13 protein-coding genes are annotated in these 14,915 nt (G+C 67.5%); 6 read left to right on the forward strand and 7 right to left on the reverse strand.

The window, feature by feature from the left end; all coding sequences use genetic code 11:
- Positions 1-217 precede the first annotated feature (217 nt).
- Both GLA29479_RS01025 and GLA29479_RS01030 read left to right on the forward strand, forming a co-directional pair.
- Positions 218-868 (forward strand): DUF5671 domain-containing protein, encoded by a 651-nt coding sequence (locus tag GLA29479_RS01025; protein ID WP_057918230.1) that lies wholly within the window; start codon positions 218-220, stop codon positions 866-868.
- Positions 865-1,305 carry a hypothetical protein gene (locus GLA29479_RS01030; RefSeq protein WP_057970509.1) on the forward strand — a complete coding sequence of 147 codons (441 nt, stop codon included), beginning with the start codon at positions 865-867 and terminating at the stop codon, positions 1,303-1,305. The genes GLA29479_RS01025 and GLA29479_RS01030 overlap by 4 nt, the downstream gene beginning before the upstream one ends.
- Before the next feature lie 46 nt (positions 1,306-1,351).
- Here the strand turns inward: GLA29479_RS01030 and GLA29479_RS01035 are convergent, their stop codons facing one another.
- The gene (locus GLA29479_RS01035) at positions 1,352-2,266 is read right to left on the reverse strand and encodes an SDR family oxidoreductase (RefSeq protein WP_057970510.1); all 915 of its coding nucleotides are present in this window, start codon (positions 2,264-2,266) and stop codon (positions 1,352-1,354) included.
- Positions 2,267-2,355: 89 nt separating this feature from the next.
- Positions 2,356-3,108 (reverse strand): SDR family oxidoreductase, encoded by a 753-nt coding sequence (locus GLA29479_RS01040; protein WP_057970511.1) that lies wholly within the window; start codon positions 3,106-3,108, stop codon positions 2,356-2,358.
- Between the two features lie 154 nt (positions 3,109-3,262).
- Here GLA29479_RS01040 and GLA29479_RS01045 point away from each other — a divergent pair, with 154 nt between their 5' ends.
- Entirely contained in the window at positions 3,263-4,168 is a 906-nt protein-coding gene (locus GLA29479_RS01045; protein ID WP_057970512.1) for a LysR family transcriptional regulator, read from the forward strand.
- 261 nt (positions 4,169-4,429) lie between these two features.
- On the opposite strand, the gene GLA29479_RS01050 is transcribed toward GLA29479_RS01045, so the two are convergent.
- The 3 genes from GLA29479_RS01050 to GLA29479_RS24165 form a co-directional block, all read right to left on the reverse strand.
- The gene (locus tag GLA29479_RS01050) at positions 4,430-5,863 is read right to left on the reverse strand and encodes a DUF1501 domain-containing protein (RefSeq protein WP_057970513.1); all 1,434 of its coding nucleotides are present in this window, start codon (positions 5,861-5,863) and stop codon (positions 4,430-4,432) included.
- 12 nt (positions 5,864-5,875) lie between these two features.
- Positions 5,876-7,633 carry a DUF1800 domain-containing protein gene (locus GLA29479_RS01055; RefSeq protein ID WP_057970514.1) on the reverse strand — a complete coding sequence of 586 codons (1,758 nt, stop codon included), beginning with the start codon at positions 7,631-7,633 and terminating at the stop codon, positions 5,876-5,878.
- Positions 7,634-7,709: 76 nt separating this feature from the next.
- A complete protein-coding gene (locus GLA29479_RS24165) occupies positions 7,710-8,009 on the reverse strand; it encodes a hypothetical protein (protein ID WP_144436278.1) in 300 nt (99 codons plus the stop codon).
- A 106-nt stretch (positions 8,010-8,115) separates the two neighbouring features.
- On the opposite strand from GLA29479_RS24165, the gene GLA29479_RS01060 reads away from it, so the two are divergent.
- The gene (locus tag GLA29479_RS01060) at positions 8,116-10,857 is read left to right on the forward strand and encodes a TonB-dependent receptor plug domain-containing protein (RefSeq protein ID WP_057970515.1); all 2,742 of its coding nucleotides are present in this window, start codon (positions 8,116-8,118) and stop codon (positions 10,855-10,857) included.
- A 92-nt stretch (positions 10,858-10,949) separates the two neighbouring features.
- On the opposite strand, the gene GLA29479_RS01065 is transcribed toward GLA29479_RS01060, so the two are convergent.
- On the reverse strand, positions 10,950-11,360 hold the full coding sequence (locus tag GLA29479_RS01065) for a hypothetical protein (RefSeq protein WP_057970516.1): 411 nt from the start codon (positions 11,358-11,360) through the stop codon (positions 10,950-10,952).
- Positions 11,361-11,588: 228 nt separating this feature from the next.
- Between GLA29479_RS01065 and GLA29479_RS01070 the strand changes: the two genes are divergently transcribed.
- The gene (locus GLA29479_RS01070) at positions 11,589-12,797 is read left to right on the forward strand and encodes an ATP-binding protein (protein WP_057970517.1); all 1,209 of its coding nucleotides are present in this window, start codon (positions 11,589-11,591) and stop codon (positions 12,795-12,797) included.
- Positions 12,794-13,336, forward strand: coding sequence for a response regulator transcription factor (locus GLA29479_RS01075; protein ID WP_057918220.1), 543 nt, complete (start codon positions 12,794-12,796; stop codon positions 13,334-13,336). The genes GLA29479_RS01070 and GLA29479_RS01075 overlap by 4 nt, the downstream gene beginning before the upstream one ends.
- Positions 13,337-13,535: 199 nt before the next feature.
- Here the strand turns inward: GLA29479_RS01075 and GLA29479_RS01080 are convergent, their stop codons facing one another.
- The gene (locus tag GLA29479_RS01080) at positions 13,536-14,648 is read right to left on the reverse strand and encodes a glycoside hydrolase family 99 protein (RefSeq protein WP_057970518.1); all 1,113 of its coding nucleotides are present in this window, start codon (positions 14,646-14,648) and stop codon (positions 13,536-13,538) included.
- Positions 14,649-14,915: the final 267 nt, after the last annotated feature.

Genomic DNA, 14,915 nt, shown 5'->3' on the forward strand with positions numbered 1-14,915 from the left:
GGAATATAGCTGCATTCGGGAACGACTACGGCCACGGTCGACGAACGGCGGTGCGGGCCGCCGCGGCGCGGAAGCTTGTCGGCGGGTCCGCGCGGTAAAGACCCGGTGTAGCGATGGCGGTCTCCCGCGGGTAGCGTTTTCCGCTACCTCGCCGGTGCCTGCGCGGGGCCGCCACGACACTGCTACATTCCGGACGTCGTTCTATGGAGCACGGGCCATGGCCTCGGGAAGTCAGGAACTGGAGGGCTTCGTCCGCGAAGCCTTATTGCGCGGGCAATCCAAGGAGGCGACGGCGCAGGCGCTGTCGGCGGCCGGCTGGAGTGCCGAGCAGACCCGCGGCGCGCTCGATGCCTATGCCGACGTCGGCTTCGTGCTGCCGGTGCCGAAGCCGCGCGCCTCGTTGTCGGCGCGCGAAGCCTTCGCCTATCTGGTGATGTTTACCACCCTGTATTTCGTCGCCTATAACCTGGGCAGCCTGTTGTTCGACCTGATCAACGTCGCCTGGCCGGACGCCGCCGACAATGGTTACGAATTCTGGCGCAAGAGCCTCGACGACTCGCTGCGCTGGTCGGTGTCGGCGCTGGTGATCGCGTTCCCGGTGTTCGCCTTCGTCGCTCACCGGGTCGCCCGGGACGTCGCGCGACATCCGATCAAGCGCCTGTCGCCGGTGCGTCGTTGGCTGACTTACCTGACCTTGTTCATCGCCGCGACGGTGCTGATCGGCGACATGACCGCGTTGGTCTACAACCTGCTCGGCGGCGAGCTGAGCCTGCGCTTCGTGCTGAAAGTGCTGGTGGTCGCGACGATCGCCGGCAGCGTATTCGGTTACTACCTGTGGGACCTGCGTCGCGAGGAGAACCAGGCATGAGCGCACCGGTCGGACGTTGGCTGCTGATCGCAGCCGCAGTGGCGATCGCGGCGGCGGTGACGGCGGCGATCGTGGTCATGGGCGGCCCAGGCGCGCAGCGCGAGGCCAAGCTCGATCAGCGCCGCACCCAGGAGCTCGACCGGATCAACGACGAGGTGCGCGACTATTGGAAACGACAGGCGCGCCTGCCGGCGGATCTGCCGAGCCTGGCGAAGCAACCGGGCGTGGCCCTGAGCACGGCCGATCCGGTTACCGCCGCGCCCTATCGCTATGTCGCCGGCGAGGCCGGCCGCTTCCGCCTGTGCGCGAGCTTCGCCACCGACACCGGGCGCGAGGACGCTGGGCGGCGCGCTGCGGCCGATGGGTACCCGCGCGGCTGGCGCCATCCGGCCGGCGAGCATTGCTTCGAGCTCGACGCTTCCAAGCCCGAGGGCTGAGCCGGCGACGGCATTTCGGCCGCCGCCGCGATCAGGCACCGCCGCATCAGGCCCGAGCGTTCGACTGCAAGCGCGGTGCCAGCAGGTCGCCCAAGCCGACACGGCGCAAGAACTCGGCGCGGACGCGGTCGCCGACCGCACTGACGACGTCGCAACCGTCGCCGGCCGGGTCGATGTGCACGCGGAACGGACGCTGGCCGTAAGGGCTCGCGACGATCTCGACGATGGCCTCGGCGACGCGGGCGACGTCGGCGTCCTCGGGCACGGTGCCGGCGAGTTTGCGCAGGATCTCCTCGCCGAAACCGGCGGCGACGCCGGCCTCGTAGTCGGCGTTGCGCACGGCGTCGGCCGGCGTGCCCGAGTGCAGGAAGTGATTGGTGCCGGAGGTGAACGCGCCCGGCATCACGATCGAGGTCTCGATGCCCCAGCGTGCGAGTTCGCCGGCATAGCTGACCGCCAGCGAATCCATCGCCGCCTTCGCGGCGAAATACGGGGCGAGATAAGGCGGGGTGCCGCCGCGCACGCTGCTGCTCGACACCCACAGCAGCAAACCGCGAGCTTGCGCGCGCAACTGCGGCAGGGCGGCGCGATTGACCCGCTGGCTGCCGATCACGTTAGTGTCGTAGAGCTGCGCGTACTGCTCGGGCATGAACGCTTCGGCCGGGCCGAAGGCCATGTGGCCGGCGTTGTGGATCACCACGTCGAGGCGGCCGTGCGCGGCGACGATCTTTGCGATCGCCGCGTCGGCGGAGGCCTGCGAGGCGATGTCGAGTTCGAGTGTACGCAAGTCGAGCCGACGCTCGCGGGCATAGGCTTGCGCGGCGTCGACTTGGACGGCATTGCGGCCGGCGGTGTCGCGCATGCTGGCGTAGACGGTGTGGCCGGCGTCGGCGAGGGCGCGTGCGGCGAGGGCGCCGAAACCGCTGGAGGCGCCGGTGATGAGAACGATCTGCTGGTTCATGGCGAAGCTCCGCTGACGGGCGTCGTCGACGCCCGGGATGAAGGGATTCGTAGCGAGAGACGACGCGGCGAAGTCCGCGCCGCGGACGATCAGAAAACGTAGCCGCCGTTGACGCGCAGCACCTGCGAGTTCACCCAGCTGCCGTCGGGGCCCGCGAGGAAGGACACGGCTGCGGCGATTTCCTCCGGCGTACCGAGGCGTTCCAGCGGCGCCAGACCGCGGAAGTGGGCGATCTGTTCTTCGCTCTTGCCATGCAGGAACAGCTCGGTGCCGACCGGGCCCGGGGCGACCGCATTGACGGTGATGTTGCGGCCGCGCAGTTCGTTGGCGAGCACGTGCACCAGGCCTTCGACACCGGCCTTGGAGGCGATGTAGGGGCCGTAGGTCGGGAAGGCCTTGCCGATCACGCTGGTGGACAGGGCGACGATGCGGCCTCCGTCGCCAAGGTGCTGCGCGGCCAGGCCGAGCACGACGAAGCTGCCGCGCAGGTTGGTGCCGATGACGCGGTCGAACTCGGCCAGGTCGCCGCCTTGGATCGGCACGTACGGCATGATGCCGGCGCTGTTGACCACCGCGTCGAGGCGGCCATAAGTCTGCAGGGCTTGGGCGAACACGCGCTCCATGGCGGCGGGATCGGCGACGTCGCCCTGTGCGGCGATGGCTTGGCCGCCGGCGTCGCGGATCTGTGCGACCACGGCCTCGGCCGCGGCGGCATTGCCGGCGTAGTTGACGACGACCGCGTAACCGTCGGCGGCGAGGCGCAGGGCGATGGCGCGGCCGATGCCGCGCGAGGCGCCGGTGACGAGGGCGGTCCGGGTCTGGACGGGCTGGGTGGACGACATGGCTGGACTCCAGTGGGGCGGCGGTGGCGGGATGCCAGGGTTCCGCGGTGGAGGCAGTCTGCTGATTGTCTTGCGTTGGATAAACCAGTCTGTATTGGCAATACAATTCAATAATCGCCAACAATGGCCGCCATAAGCCGCTCCGGAGCTAGCCATGGACCGTTTCGAGGCCCTACGTTTGTTCACCCGCATCGTCGAGCTGGGCAGCTTCACCCGCGCCGCCGGCGTGCTCGACCTGCCCAAGGCCACCGCGACCCATGCGATCAAGGAATTGGAGGCGAGCCTGGGCGTGCGCCTGCTCGAACGCACCACCCGCCAGGTGCGGCCGACCCTCGACGGCCAGGCCTACTACGAACGCTGCGTGCACGTGCTGGCCGAACTCGACGACGCCGATTCGGCGCTGCGCTCGGTCGCGAACAATCCGCGCGGGACTTTGCGCCTGGACCTGCACGGCTCGCACGCGACCGGCATCATCCTGCCGCGCATCGACGAGTTCCGCGCGCGTTATCCGCATATCGACCTGGCGATCAGCAGCGGCGATCGACTGGTCGACCTGGTGCGCGAGGGCGTCGACTGCGTGGTGCGCGCCGGCAATCCGCGCGATTCCTCGCTGGTCGCCAAACGCCTGGCGCTGATGCCGGAGGCGACCTGCGCGAGTCCCGATTATCTGGCGTACTTCGGCACCCCAAAGCACCCGGACGAATTGTCGGCGCATCAATCGGTGGGGTTCTTCTCCAGCAACCGCGATGTGCGTTATCCGTTCGAGTTCATCGTCGACGGCGAATTGAGCGAGGTTGCCTTGAACTCATGGATCTCGGTCAACGAAGCCGAATGCTATGTCGCCGCGGCCTTGCGCGGCTGCGGATTGATTCAGTTGCCGCGGCATCATATCGAGCCGCATCTGCGCGATGGCCGCCTGGTGGAGGTGCTGAGCGAGTACCGCAGCCCGGGCGTACCGGTGTCGGTGTTGTATCCGCAGCATCGGCAGCTGTCGCCGCGGGTGCGGGTGTTCGTCGACTGGGTGTCGGTGCTGTTCGCGGAGAAGTTCGGGGGGATGTAGTCGGGGAGGGGAACAGCAACAGCAACAGCAACAGCAACAGCAAATCCTCCCTCGCCCCCTTTTTCAAAGGGGGGAAGGAGATCATGGGCTTGCATCAAGGAAGGTGTGTACATCTAGCGAGCGCAGACCTATCGCCCCCTTTGCATAGGGGGCGGCGCCCGACGGGAATCGGTGAAGACTGCGGAGGCGTAGCGCGGGGGATTTGCCCTTGCTCTTACGAGAAAGCAGCAATGCCCCTCAGCTGGCGCGGACAGTCCGCACTCAGTCCACCAACTCGCGCATATAGCGCAGCAAACGTTCGAGCAGATCCGGGTCGTCGACCGCGGCCGGCTTCGTCGCCGGTTTGTACAGGCGGCGCAATTCCGGCAGCGGTTTCGCCAGCGTGCCGAAGTCGCGCATGATCCCGAGCGGCGCGTAGCCGGTGTAGCCGGGAAACACCGTGGCGAGATCGGTATTGCCCATCCGCCGCACCAGGATTTCCGACAGCACCTGGCGATGGTCGGTGGTCACCGGCACGTCGCCGAAATGCGGCGACAGGATTTCCGGGTCGAGCCCGGACCAGGTGCCGTAGAAACGCCGGCCGTTGACCGGGCCGCCGAGCACCAGCACCGGGTTGCCGTAGCCGTGGTCGGTGCCGCCGTTGGCGTTGGCGCGCACGCGGCGGCCGAATTCGGACTGCACCACCACCGTCACGCGCGAGGCGTGTCCGCTCGCATCCAGCGCGGCATAGAACGCCGACAAGGCCTGCGAGAGTTCGGCGATCTTGTTCTGGTAGTAGTGATAGCCGCTGCCGGCCGTGCCCTGGCCGTCGTGGGTGTCCCAGCCGCCGAGGTCGAGGGTGGCGTAATGCAGGCCCAGGTCGAACTGGATCGACTGGGCGATGGTCCACAGTTGTTGCGCGAAGCTATTACTCGGCCAGCCCGCCGGCGGCGCGCTGTAGGACTGACGCGCTATCACCTGCAAGGCGCGATCGGCGCGTTGGCCGCCGAGTTCGAGCGCGGTCGTTCCGGCCCACAGGCTGGCCAGGGTTTCGTTGACGCCGCGGAAACCCACCGGCGAATCGGGCCGCGCCGTCTGCCACGACCATGCGCCGGCGTTGAGGGCGAAATCGCCGGGGCTGGCCATGGTCAGCGCCTGCACCGAGGCGAGCAATCCGGCCGGTTGCCGCGAAGCGACGCCGAGCGCCGGCAGTTTTTCCGCGCCGCTCAGGTTCGGCTGGGTGTTCATCGCGCGGGTCAGCCAGCCGCTGCCGATGCCTTGTTGCCCGGGCGTGCCCAGGTCGATGTAGAGCTGCGCGTCGAAATGGCTGCGGGTCACGCTGGTGGCGAGTCCGCAGCCATGCACGATGGCCAGATGCCCGGCGTTCCACAGATCGCGCAGGCCGCTTGCCGAGGGGTGCAGGCCGAAGCCGGTGGCGGCGCCGGTGCCGAGCGTCAACGGCAAGGCGCCGTAAGTGCCGGTCGCGGCGATCGACAGATTCGGTCGCGCCTGCTCGTAGAAACTGCGGTCGTTGCCGCTGATCGGCACGACCAGGTTGAGGCCGTCCAGGCCGCCGCGCAGGAACAGGTGCACGACGGTGTCGTGGCCATTGGCGGCGGCGAAAGCGGGGTTGGCGAACAGCAGGGCGGGGCTGCCCACCGCACCGGCGGTGACGGCGGCAGTGCCTTTGAGAAACTCGCGTCGGGTCAGCGTCATGTCGGCGGCCTGCTAGCGGCTGAGGAATTCGGGCGACATCAGGATCAGCGACACCATGCTGCGCAATCGGTCCTGGTTGTAGTGGCGCTTGAGGTCGCTCGCGGCCCAGGTGTTGGTGTCGGTGACCACGTAGTTCAGCGGGTCGCCGTTCTGGGCCATGAAGGCGATCAAGGTCTGGCGCCGCGCCGCGGTCGGCAGATAGCCGAGGATGCGCTTGCACCAGAAATCGACCAGCTTGGTCGGCGTCCACGACGGCACCTTGCTGCGCGTGGTGGCGAGGATCGGCGCCATCGGTACGCCGCCGTCCTGGGTCTCGGTGATCCAGTTGAGGATCTTCCAGGTCATCGCATAACTGCCCGAACCCGACCACGCGGCCTGGGTGTCGGGATAGCCGTTCGGCGCCGGCCATTCGTAGGGCGCGTGGCCGGTGAAGCCCATGCGCCAGGCGAACTCGTCGCTTTTCGGCGTGCCGACCGCAATCGTCCAGTCGCTGCCGAGCGTGCGCATCGCCGCGGCCACCGCTTCGAACGGGCGCCGCGACTTCATGCCCCAGGCTTGCGCGAACGCGCTCGACAAGACGATGTGGCGCACCGTCAGCGCGATCTGGTCGGGGCTGCGCCAGTTCTGGCGGAAGATCGCCGCGGCGCTGGTCACCAGGGTGGGGCTGGGCGTGTCGCTGACGAAACGGCGGATGAGTTTCTTGCAGATGAAGCGGGCCACGCCGGGGTGGCTGGCGAGGCGGTCGAGCACGTCGCGCCCGTCCTTCAGCGCCGGCTGCTCGGGATAGAGCATGCGGCCGAGCAGGAACTTCGGGCCGGCGTCGTGCCAGGCCTGGCGATAGACGAAGCTGCCGTCGTTCTCGGTCGGGTACTGCCAATGGCCGTTCTTGATCGACCAGCCGGTGAAGGCGGACGCGGTTTCGTAGACGTCGATGTCGGTGTAGCCGGCCGGGTAGGTCGGGTCTTCGGCATCGGGCGGAACCTGGAACGGGTCCATGAAACCCAGGTAATGCTCGGCGCCCAGCGTATGCAGTTCCAGCAATTCGCGGGCGAAGTTTTCGTTCGGGCCGGCGCGGGTGTTGGAGGCGTTGTCGAGGTAATAAAGCATCGAGGTGCTCTTGGCGACTTCCTCGAGCATCGCGCGGAAATTGCCGAACGCATGCGGGCGCAGCACGTCGCGCTGGTAGTGCACGTAGACCGGGCCGGCGTCGTAGTCGCTGGCGGTGACGTTGAAATGGTCGTGCCAGAAATTGACCATGACCTCGCGCAACTGGCGCTTGGAATGCACCGCGCGCACGAGAGCGGCGCGCTGTGCTTCCCAGGCCGGGCGCATGCGCACTTCGTAGGCCGGGTTCGGCTTGACGTGGTCGGCCCACAACTGGGTCAGCGATTTGCCCAGGGTGGTGTAGCCGGCGTTGAGCAAGCGGGTCTCGACCGCGCTGTCGTCGATGTTGGCCCAGTCCAGTTGCCAGTCGACGTAGTTCGCCAGCCGCTGCGTGTCGGTAGTGCCGAGCGCATTGAACTCGCTGATCGATTGCGCGGTGGCGCCGTAGCTGAGGCTGGCGAGCGCGCGCACCACGAACGGCGGACGCGGCAGGTCGAGCGGCGAGACCAGCATCGGCGCGGCCTGCACGTCGGGCGCGGCGCTCCGCGTGGCGTCGAGTTTGGCGCGCGCGGCTTTCGACGGCGTGCTGCGTCCGAGCGTGCCGTACCGATCCTGCAGTCGAGTGCGGATCGCGGCCTGTTCGGAGGCGGATATCGAGCGGGTCATCGGCGCGCTCCTGTCATCGGTCGTTGCGGGGAGCGCGAGCTTATGCCGGCGGGCAAGCCGCAAAGTCCCGGTTGCGTCACAGATCATTCCGCCGTGGGATGCGCTGCGTCACTGTTCGAATGCGCACCGGTGAAGGCGAATTCACCCCGATGGCGCAGTTATCGCCACGAACGTGCGCGAGGTCACTCAGATAACGAGTACGAGTCGCATCGCGTTGCGTGCGGATTTGCCGATTCTGTCGATTTGCCGACGCCACGTTCACGAGCGGCTCGCATCGGCTTCGTGCGCGGGCGCACATCGCCGTTTCGACGCGCTCGGCAGGCTGTGCGGCGCAAAGCAAATTCCCGGTCGCCATATGCAGATGCAGCGCCTTCATTTCTGTGTGTGCTGCATAGCAACAAAGATGAATCGAACGCCAGTCGCCAGTGTCCGGGGATCGCAACACCCGGCGGCCTGGCCCACCCCTCTGCCAAGGATTCCCCATGCACGCTGTCCTGCGGCTGCAACGCCGTCCGCTTTCCGTCGTTCTCGCCCTGGCGTTGCCGATGATGGCCGCCTCCGCCGCCCAAGCCGCGGAGGCACCGCCCGCCGACCAGGCCGCGACCAACCTCGAACAGGTCGTGGTGACCGGTTCGCGTATTCCGCGTGCGACCCTGGAAGGGCCGTCGCCGGTGACGATCATCAGCAAGGAGGAAATCGACGCGCAGGGTTATCGCAGCGCCTTCGATGCGATCAGCGCGCTGACCCAGAACACCGGCTCGGTGCAAGGCGAGGATTTCGGCAATACCTTCACGCCGGCGGCCAACACCATCAACCTGCGCGGCTTCGGCCCCAACCACACCCTGGTGCTGGTCAACGGCCGGCGCCTGGTCGACTACCCGTTGGCCTATGAGGGCTCGGTCAACGTCGTCAACCTCGCCAACATCCCGACCGCGCTGATCAAGCGCATCGAAGTGCTGGCCGGCGGCGCCTCGGCGATCTACGGCTCGGACGCGGTCGCCGGCGTGGTCAACATCATCCTCAAGGACAAATTCGAAGGCACCGAAGTCAACGTGCGCGTCGGCGGCACCGAGCAGGGCGGCGGCCAGAACCAGCGCCTGCAGGTGGTCAGCGGCTGGTCGGGCGACAAGTTCGACGCGGTGTTCGGCATCGAACTGCTGCATCGCCAGGCGATCTGGGGCGACCAGCGCGACTTCATGGACTCTTTGCTCGACCAACCCTCGGGCACGGCCTTGTTGCCGACCCAGGTGGCCTACCGGCGCAACGCCCAAAGCAACGGCTTCATCGACCCCGGTGCGGCCTGCGATGCGGTGTCGGGGCTGTATCACGACTCGGTGCAGCGCACGCGCAATCCGCGCCAAGGCTGGTACTGCGGCAGCAACGAGGCCTCGCCGGCGTTCTGGACCGTGCAGACCCAGAAGAAGAACGCCGATGCCTACGGCTCGCTGAAGTGGCGCTTGAGCGATCGCACCGAGGTGTTCGCCGACCTGCAGCTGGGCATCTCCAGCATCGAGAACAACACCCGCGCGCCGAGCTGGACCTCGGACAACAACTATTTCTACAACCAGGCCAGCGGCCTCAACGAAATCTGGTACCGCCGCATCGCCCCGGAAGAAATCGGTTCGGCGCACGCCAACAATAATCGCTTCCTCGAACGCTCCTGGGCGTTCACCACCGGCCTGCGCGGCAGCTTCGGCGAATCGGGCTGGGACTATGAAGTCGCCTACAATCGCGGCCGCTACGAGAACCGCACCAAGCGCCGCCAGTTCCTCAGCGGCATCAACGAGTTCTACCTCGGCCCGCGCCTGGGCACGCGCAACGGCATCGGCGTGTACAACCCCGATCCCTCGCGTCTGTACCAACCGCTGACGCCGGCCGATTACCAACGCCTGACCGGCTTCTACGAGAGCGAGAACGCGGCCTGGATCCAGAACCTCAGCTTCACCGTCAACGGCGACCTGTTCGAGCTGCCGGCCGGCACGGTCGGTTTCGCCGGCGTGCTCGAAGCCGGCAACCAGGGCTACAGCAACCGTCCCGATGCGCGCCTGGGCAACGGCACGTTCTGGAACACCAGCTCGGGCACGCGCGCCGAAGGCGAGCGCGACCGCTACGCGATCGGCGCCGAGATCAACGTGCCGATCTTCAGCAGCCTGACCGCCTCGGCGGCGGCGCGCTACGACGAGTTCCGCTTCGCCGGGCGCAAATCCGGCAAGGGCACCTGGAACGTTGGCCTGGAGTACCGCCCCTTCGACAGCCTGCTGTTGCGCGGTAGCGCTTCGACCAGTTTCCGCGCGCCGGACATGAACTACATCTTCGCCGCGGAAACGCGCGGCTATAACCCGGGCATGACCGACTACTGGCGCTGCCGCACCGCCGGCCAGCCTTACGACGATTGCGATTACTCGGGGCTGGCGATCGATTACACCAGCGCCGGCAACCGCGACCTGAAGCCGGAAAGCGGCAAATCCTACGGTTTCGGCCTGGTCTGGTCGCCGTCGGAACGCTTCGACGTGTCGCTGGACTACTACAGCATCCGCCTCGAAGACGAAGTTACCAACCTCAGCAGCAGCCGCATCCTGCGCGAGGAGGCCGACTGCCGCCTCGGCGCGACCGTCGGCGGCGAGAGCCGCGACATCAACTCGCCGCTGTGCCAGAACGCGCTGAGCCGTGTGCTGCGCAACCCGGCCGATGCCGCGGTGCAGCCGAACCAGGTCCGCCGCGTGCTGATCAATGCGATCAACGCCGCGTCGGAACGCACCGACGGCATCGACCTGAAGAGCAACTTCCGTTGGAGCGCCGGCCGCTACGGCGACTTCAGCAGCCGCCTGGGCTACACCCTGGTGCTCAAGCACGACTACCAGCAGTTCTCCGACGACGAGAAGACCGACCGCCGCGACTCGCTCGAGGCGACCGACTGGCGCAGCAAGGTCAATGCCGGCGTGACCTGGAACATCGGCCCCTGGACCTCGAACCTGGTCGCCCTGCGTTACGGCAGCCTGCCCAACAGCGACGGCAGCGGCCGCATCGCGCCGTACACGCGCTACAACGGCAGCGTTTCGTATCGCTTCAACGAGCGCGGTTCGGTCGCCTTCATCGTCAACAACCTGCGCGACTCCAAGCCGCCGGCGGATCGCAGCGGCGGCGGCTGGCCGTTCTATCCGGTCGGCAACTACGACCCCTACGGCCGTCAGTTCTGGCTGGAGCTCGATTACCGCTTCCGCTGAGGATGCGGCGCAGGCGCGAGTCCTGTATCGACAAAGAGAAAGCGGGCCTCGGCCCGCTTTCTTTTATCTGACGGACGTGGCCGAGCCTGCGCTCAGAACGGCCCGTTGATCGCCAGCGAGCGGCTCAGCGTCTTGGCTTCGCCGGTGGCCAGGTTGGTGTAGGTCACGTTGATGATGTCGGAGATGGCCATGCCGCCGCGGTATTGCTGGCTGCAGCTCGAAGTGGTGCAGGGCAGCACCAGGCCCAGCTCGGTGGTCCAGACATAGCTGTAGCTGCCGGCCGGCAGATTGCGGATCTCGAACGCGGCGGTGTAGCTGCTGGCCGGATAGAACGAGGTGCAGCGGCCGAAGTTGCCCACCGGCGGCTGGTCGTTGGGGCTGACGAAGCAATACAACACCGGCCCGGTGATGGCTTGGGGTGCGGTCTGCTGCGCGGCCGCCGGCGCGAATGCGGAGGCGGCGACCGCGGCGGCGATGAGAGCGCTGCCGAACAGGGTGTTCATGAGAGCCAATCCCTTTGATTTCATGAGGTCCGTTCCTGAGGTGGCCAGACGATTCTGGCCAGGCCGAGAATAACGTGCGGATTTCGGCTGGAGCTGCGGGCTGTCGGAACTGACAGGGCCGTCACGAGTCCCCGCCGCGGCTGCGACCAGATGACGCAGGCCGGGTCGGCCCGCGGGCGCATTCGCGCCGATGCGATAATCCTGGCTCCCGCCCCGTGGACACCGCCTTTGCTGCACCTGCTGATCTACCTGCGATACATGGCGGTGGCCGGGCAGATGCTCACGGTCGCCTATGTCGTCGAGCGTCTGAATCTGCCGATTCCGGCCCGGCCCCTGTTGGCGATTTCGGCCGGGCTGCTGGCCTTCAACGTGATCAGTCATGTCTGGTGGCTGCGCCATCGCAACGCCGGCGCGCGCGCCTTGATCCTGCAGTTGCTGGTCGATCTGCTGACCTTGACCGCCTTGCTGTATTTCTCCGGCGGCCCGGCCAACCCCTTCGTGTCGCTGTACCTGGTGCCGGTGGCGGTGGCGGCGATCGGCCTGGAAATCGCGCCGATGCTCGGCCTGACCGTGTTGACCGCGGCGCTCTACACCTGGTTGCTGCAACACCACGTGCCGCTGCCGCACGTGCACGGCGGCGATTTCGAGCTGCACGTGACCGGCATGTGGGTTAATTTCCTGCTCTCGGCGGTGATCATGGGCGTGGTGCTGAGCCGCTTCATGGCCATCGTGCGCGACCAGCGCCGCCGATTGTCGGAAGCGCGCGAACGCGCGATCCGGGACGAATCCTTGTCGGCGCTCGGCTCGCTCGCCGCCGGCACCGCGCACGAACTCAATACGCCGCTGGCGACGATGAGCCTGTTGGTCGACGACTGGATCGCCAGCGACGCGCCGCCGGCGCGCGAGGACGTCGAGCTGCTGCGCGGCCAACTCGCGCATTGCCGCGATCATGTGCGCGCGCTGGCCGAGATGGCGCGTCGCGGTGCCGCCGGCGAGGCCACCGTCGAAGATGCCGACCGCTTCGTCCATGCCTGCGTCGACCGCTGGCGTTTGCTGCGCCCGAATGCGACCGCGGTGTTCCGCGGCGGCGCGGCCGATCGCGAGGTGCGCATCGACGCGGCCTTGCCGCAGGCGCTGATCAACCTGATCAACAACGCCGCCGACGCCAATGCCGCGCGCGGCCGCGACGAGCCGGTCGAGGTCGCCACGCAGGTGCGCGAGGGCTGGTTGGTGGTGACCATCCTCGACCGCGGCGCCGGCCCCGCCGGCATCGCCGCGCGTCCGCGCCACGACAGCGAGGGGCCTGGGCTCGGCATCGGCCTGATGATTTCCAAGGCCAGCATTGAACGCAGCCGCGGCCGCGTGCGCCAGTTCGAACGCGAGGGCGGCGGCTGCGTCACCGAAGTCGATCTGCCGCTGACCGGGGCGCCGGCATGAGTCTGCCCGCACGCATGCTGTTGATCGACGACGACCTGACCTTCTGCCAGGTGCTGGCGCGCTTGCTGCAGCGCCGTGGCGTCGAAGTGCAGGCACGCCACGATGCGGCGAGCGCGCTGGCGGCCCTGGACGAGTTCGCGCCCGAAGGCATCCTGCTCGACCTCAAGCTGGGTGCGGACAACGGCCTGCTGCTGATTCGCGACTTGCGCGAACGCTGTCCGCAGGCGCGCATCGTGCTCGCGACCGGCTATGCCAGCATCGCCACCGCGGTCGACGCGATGCGGCGCGGCGCCTGGAACTACCTGCCCAAGCCGTTCGATATCGAGGCATTGGCGCAGTCGTTCGAGTCGCCCGCGGCGGAAGCGCCGCCGCCGGATCCGCCGCTCGACCCGCCATCGCTGAGGCGCCAGGGCTGGGAGCACGTGCAACGCGTATTGGCAGAGTGCGGGGGCAATGTCTCCGCCGCCGCGCGCGTGCTCGGCGTCGACCGGCGGACCCTGCAGCGGCGCCTGGCCAAGCGGCCGGTGCGCGAGCGATAACCCCGCGGCTCTTGCTCCAAGGGTAGGAGCGGCGCGAGCCGCGACCGCCTATCCCGGGCGGCTGCGCCAGCCTGGTTTTGTCGAGAACGCTTCAGCCACGACCTCTTTCATCGCGTTGCGCCGGCTCTGCGGCGGCGCGGTCGCGGCTTGTGACCGCAGGAAATCCCCGTGGGACGCCGCTCCTTCCCTTGGAGCGGCGCTATTGGGCGGCGGCGGGCTTATAGCGCTGCAGCCAATGCGCGGTGCGTTCGAGGTAGTAGTCCGGCGCCCGCGGTGCGTATTCCAGATACTCGAACGCTTCGTGCTTGAACGTCACCGCCGGTTCGATCTGGGTGCCTTCGTGCCATTCGTTGAACGAGGTGATGCCGATGAAGGGCGCGCCGCTGTCGATCGCCGCCTCGAACATCGCGTCGTAATAGCGGCCGCCGTCGCGGTCCTTGGTGTTCTTGGCATTCCAGGGGCGCACGCGGGTGTCGATGTAACCCGGGCCGACCGAGGGGATGAAGATCTTGCCGTGCGCTTTGGCCCAGCGTTGCAGCTCGGGCCAATGTTCGGGCGTGGCGCCGTAGCTGAAGCCGCGGCTGGCGAAGTAGGTGTAGAAGCCGTCGAAGCCGGAGTGCTCGAAGAAGGCGTGCTCGTCGGCGCCGACCCACAGCCCGAGCACGTCGGCGTCGAAGGCGGTGCCGCGGATGCTGTCGGCGCCATCGCGGCCCAGCACCTGCGCCCAGTCCTTGGCGTCGATGACATAGGAGTCGTAGACGAAGAACAGCGGACGTTTACTGACCGGGTCGCGATAGAAAGCCGGATGCGCGCCGAAGGTTTCGACCAGATAGCGGATCGAGGCGCGCGCGTCGGCAGCGGTCTTGCGCGCAACCGGCTCGATCTGGAAGCAGATGCGCACGCCATGGCGTTGGGCCGCCTCGAACAATGGGCGCAGGCTCTTGAAACTCGGGTCGTCGACGCCGAGCCAGGTCACCGCGATTACGCCGATCCGCGCCGAGGCGATCATCGCCATGTGGCGCTCGATCACCGCCGGGTCGGCGCTGCTGTATTCGCCGAGCTGCGGATAGAAATTGGCCGAGATGTCGCCGTTGCCGGGCAGACGCTTGGTCGTCCGGTCGCGGTCGTTCTCGCGCAGCACGTCGTGCGCCCAATGCAGCGGCGCGCCGTCGAGCTTCGGGCTGCCGTACCAGTTGTAGTAGAAGGCGATCGCGCGCGGATTCAAGGCTTGTCGCGCATCGGCCGCCGAGGCGAGCAAGGGCGACAGCAGCGAGACGATCGACAACAGGCAACGCAGTAAGAACAGGCGCATGGACGAGTAGGGCAGCGACGACCGCCCGACTATAGGGCGCCGCGAGCGTCGCGCACAGCGCCCGCGCAGCGGCAGCGAGCGGTTTTGGCAATGTCGAAATCGTCGAAACGCATCGGGTTGCCGGTGATTTCGCCGCTGCGCTCGCCGACACCTCGTGGCAGGCGAATATTTTTTGATCCGTTTGGATTTTTTTGGCCTTCCAGACAGTCGCGCCGCGAGCCCGAGCGCCGGCCTGGCGCGCAACCCCGCCACCGCGCAAGCCGCGAC

Origin of the sequence: Lysobacter antibioticus (genome assembly GCF_001442535.1) — a bacterium.
GTDB classification, from domain to species: Bacteria; Pseudomonadota; Gammaproteobacteria; order Xanthomonadales; family Xanthomonadaceae; genus Lysobacter; species Lysobacter antibioticus.

Coding starts and splice junctions, on each gene's coding strand:
- GLA29479_RS01045 (WP_057970512.1), top strand. CDS start 3,263: ATGGACCGTTTCGAGGCCCTACGTTTGTTCACCCGCATCGTCGAGCTG.
- GLA29479_RS24165 (WP_144436278.1), bottom strand. CDS start 8,009: ATGAAGGCGCTGCATCTGCATATGGCGACCGGGAATTTGCTTTGCGCC.
- GLA29479_RS01040 (WP_057970511.1), bottom strand. CDS start 3,108: ATGTCGTCCACCCAGCCCGTCCAGACCCGGACCGCCCTCGTCACCGGC.
- GLA29479_RS01025 (WP_057918230.1), top strand. CDS start 218: ATGGCCTCGGGAAGTCAGGAACTGGAGGGCTTCGTCCGCGAAGCCTTA.
- GLA29479_RS01065 (WP_057970516.1), bottom strand. CDS start 11,360: ATGAACACCCTGTTCGGCAGCGCTCTCATCGCCGCCGCGGTCGCCGCC.
- GLA29479_RS01055 (WP_057970514.1), bottom strand. CDS start 7,633: ATGACCCGCTCGATATCCGCCTCCGAACAGGCCGCGATCCGCACTCGA.
- GLA29479_RS01030 (WP_057970509.1), top strand. CDS start 865: ATGAGCGCACCGGTCGGACGTTGGCTGCTGATCGCAGCCGCAGTGGCG.
- GLA29479_RS01080 (WP_057970518.1), bottom strand. CDS start 14,648: ATGCGCCTGTTCTTACTGCGTTGCCTGTTGTCGATCGTCTCGCTGCTG.
- GLA29479_RS01035 (WP_057970510.1), bottom strand. CDS start 2,266: ATGAACCAGCAGATCGTTCTCATCACCGGCGCCTCCAGCGGTTTCGGC.
- GLA29479_RS01075 (WP_057918220.1), top strand. CDS start 12,794: ATGAGTCTGCCCGCACGCATGCTGTTGATCGACGACGACCTGACCTTC.
- GLA29479_RS01060 (WP_057970515.1), top strand. CDS start 8,116: ATGCACGCTGTCCTGCGGCTGCAACGCCGTCCGCTTTCCGTCGTTCTC.
- GLA29479_RS01050 (WP_057970513.1), bottom strand. CDS start 5,863: ATGACGCTGACCCGACGCGAGTTTCTCAAAGGCACTGCCGCCGTCACC.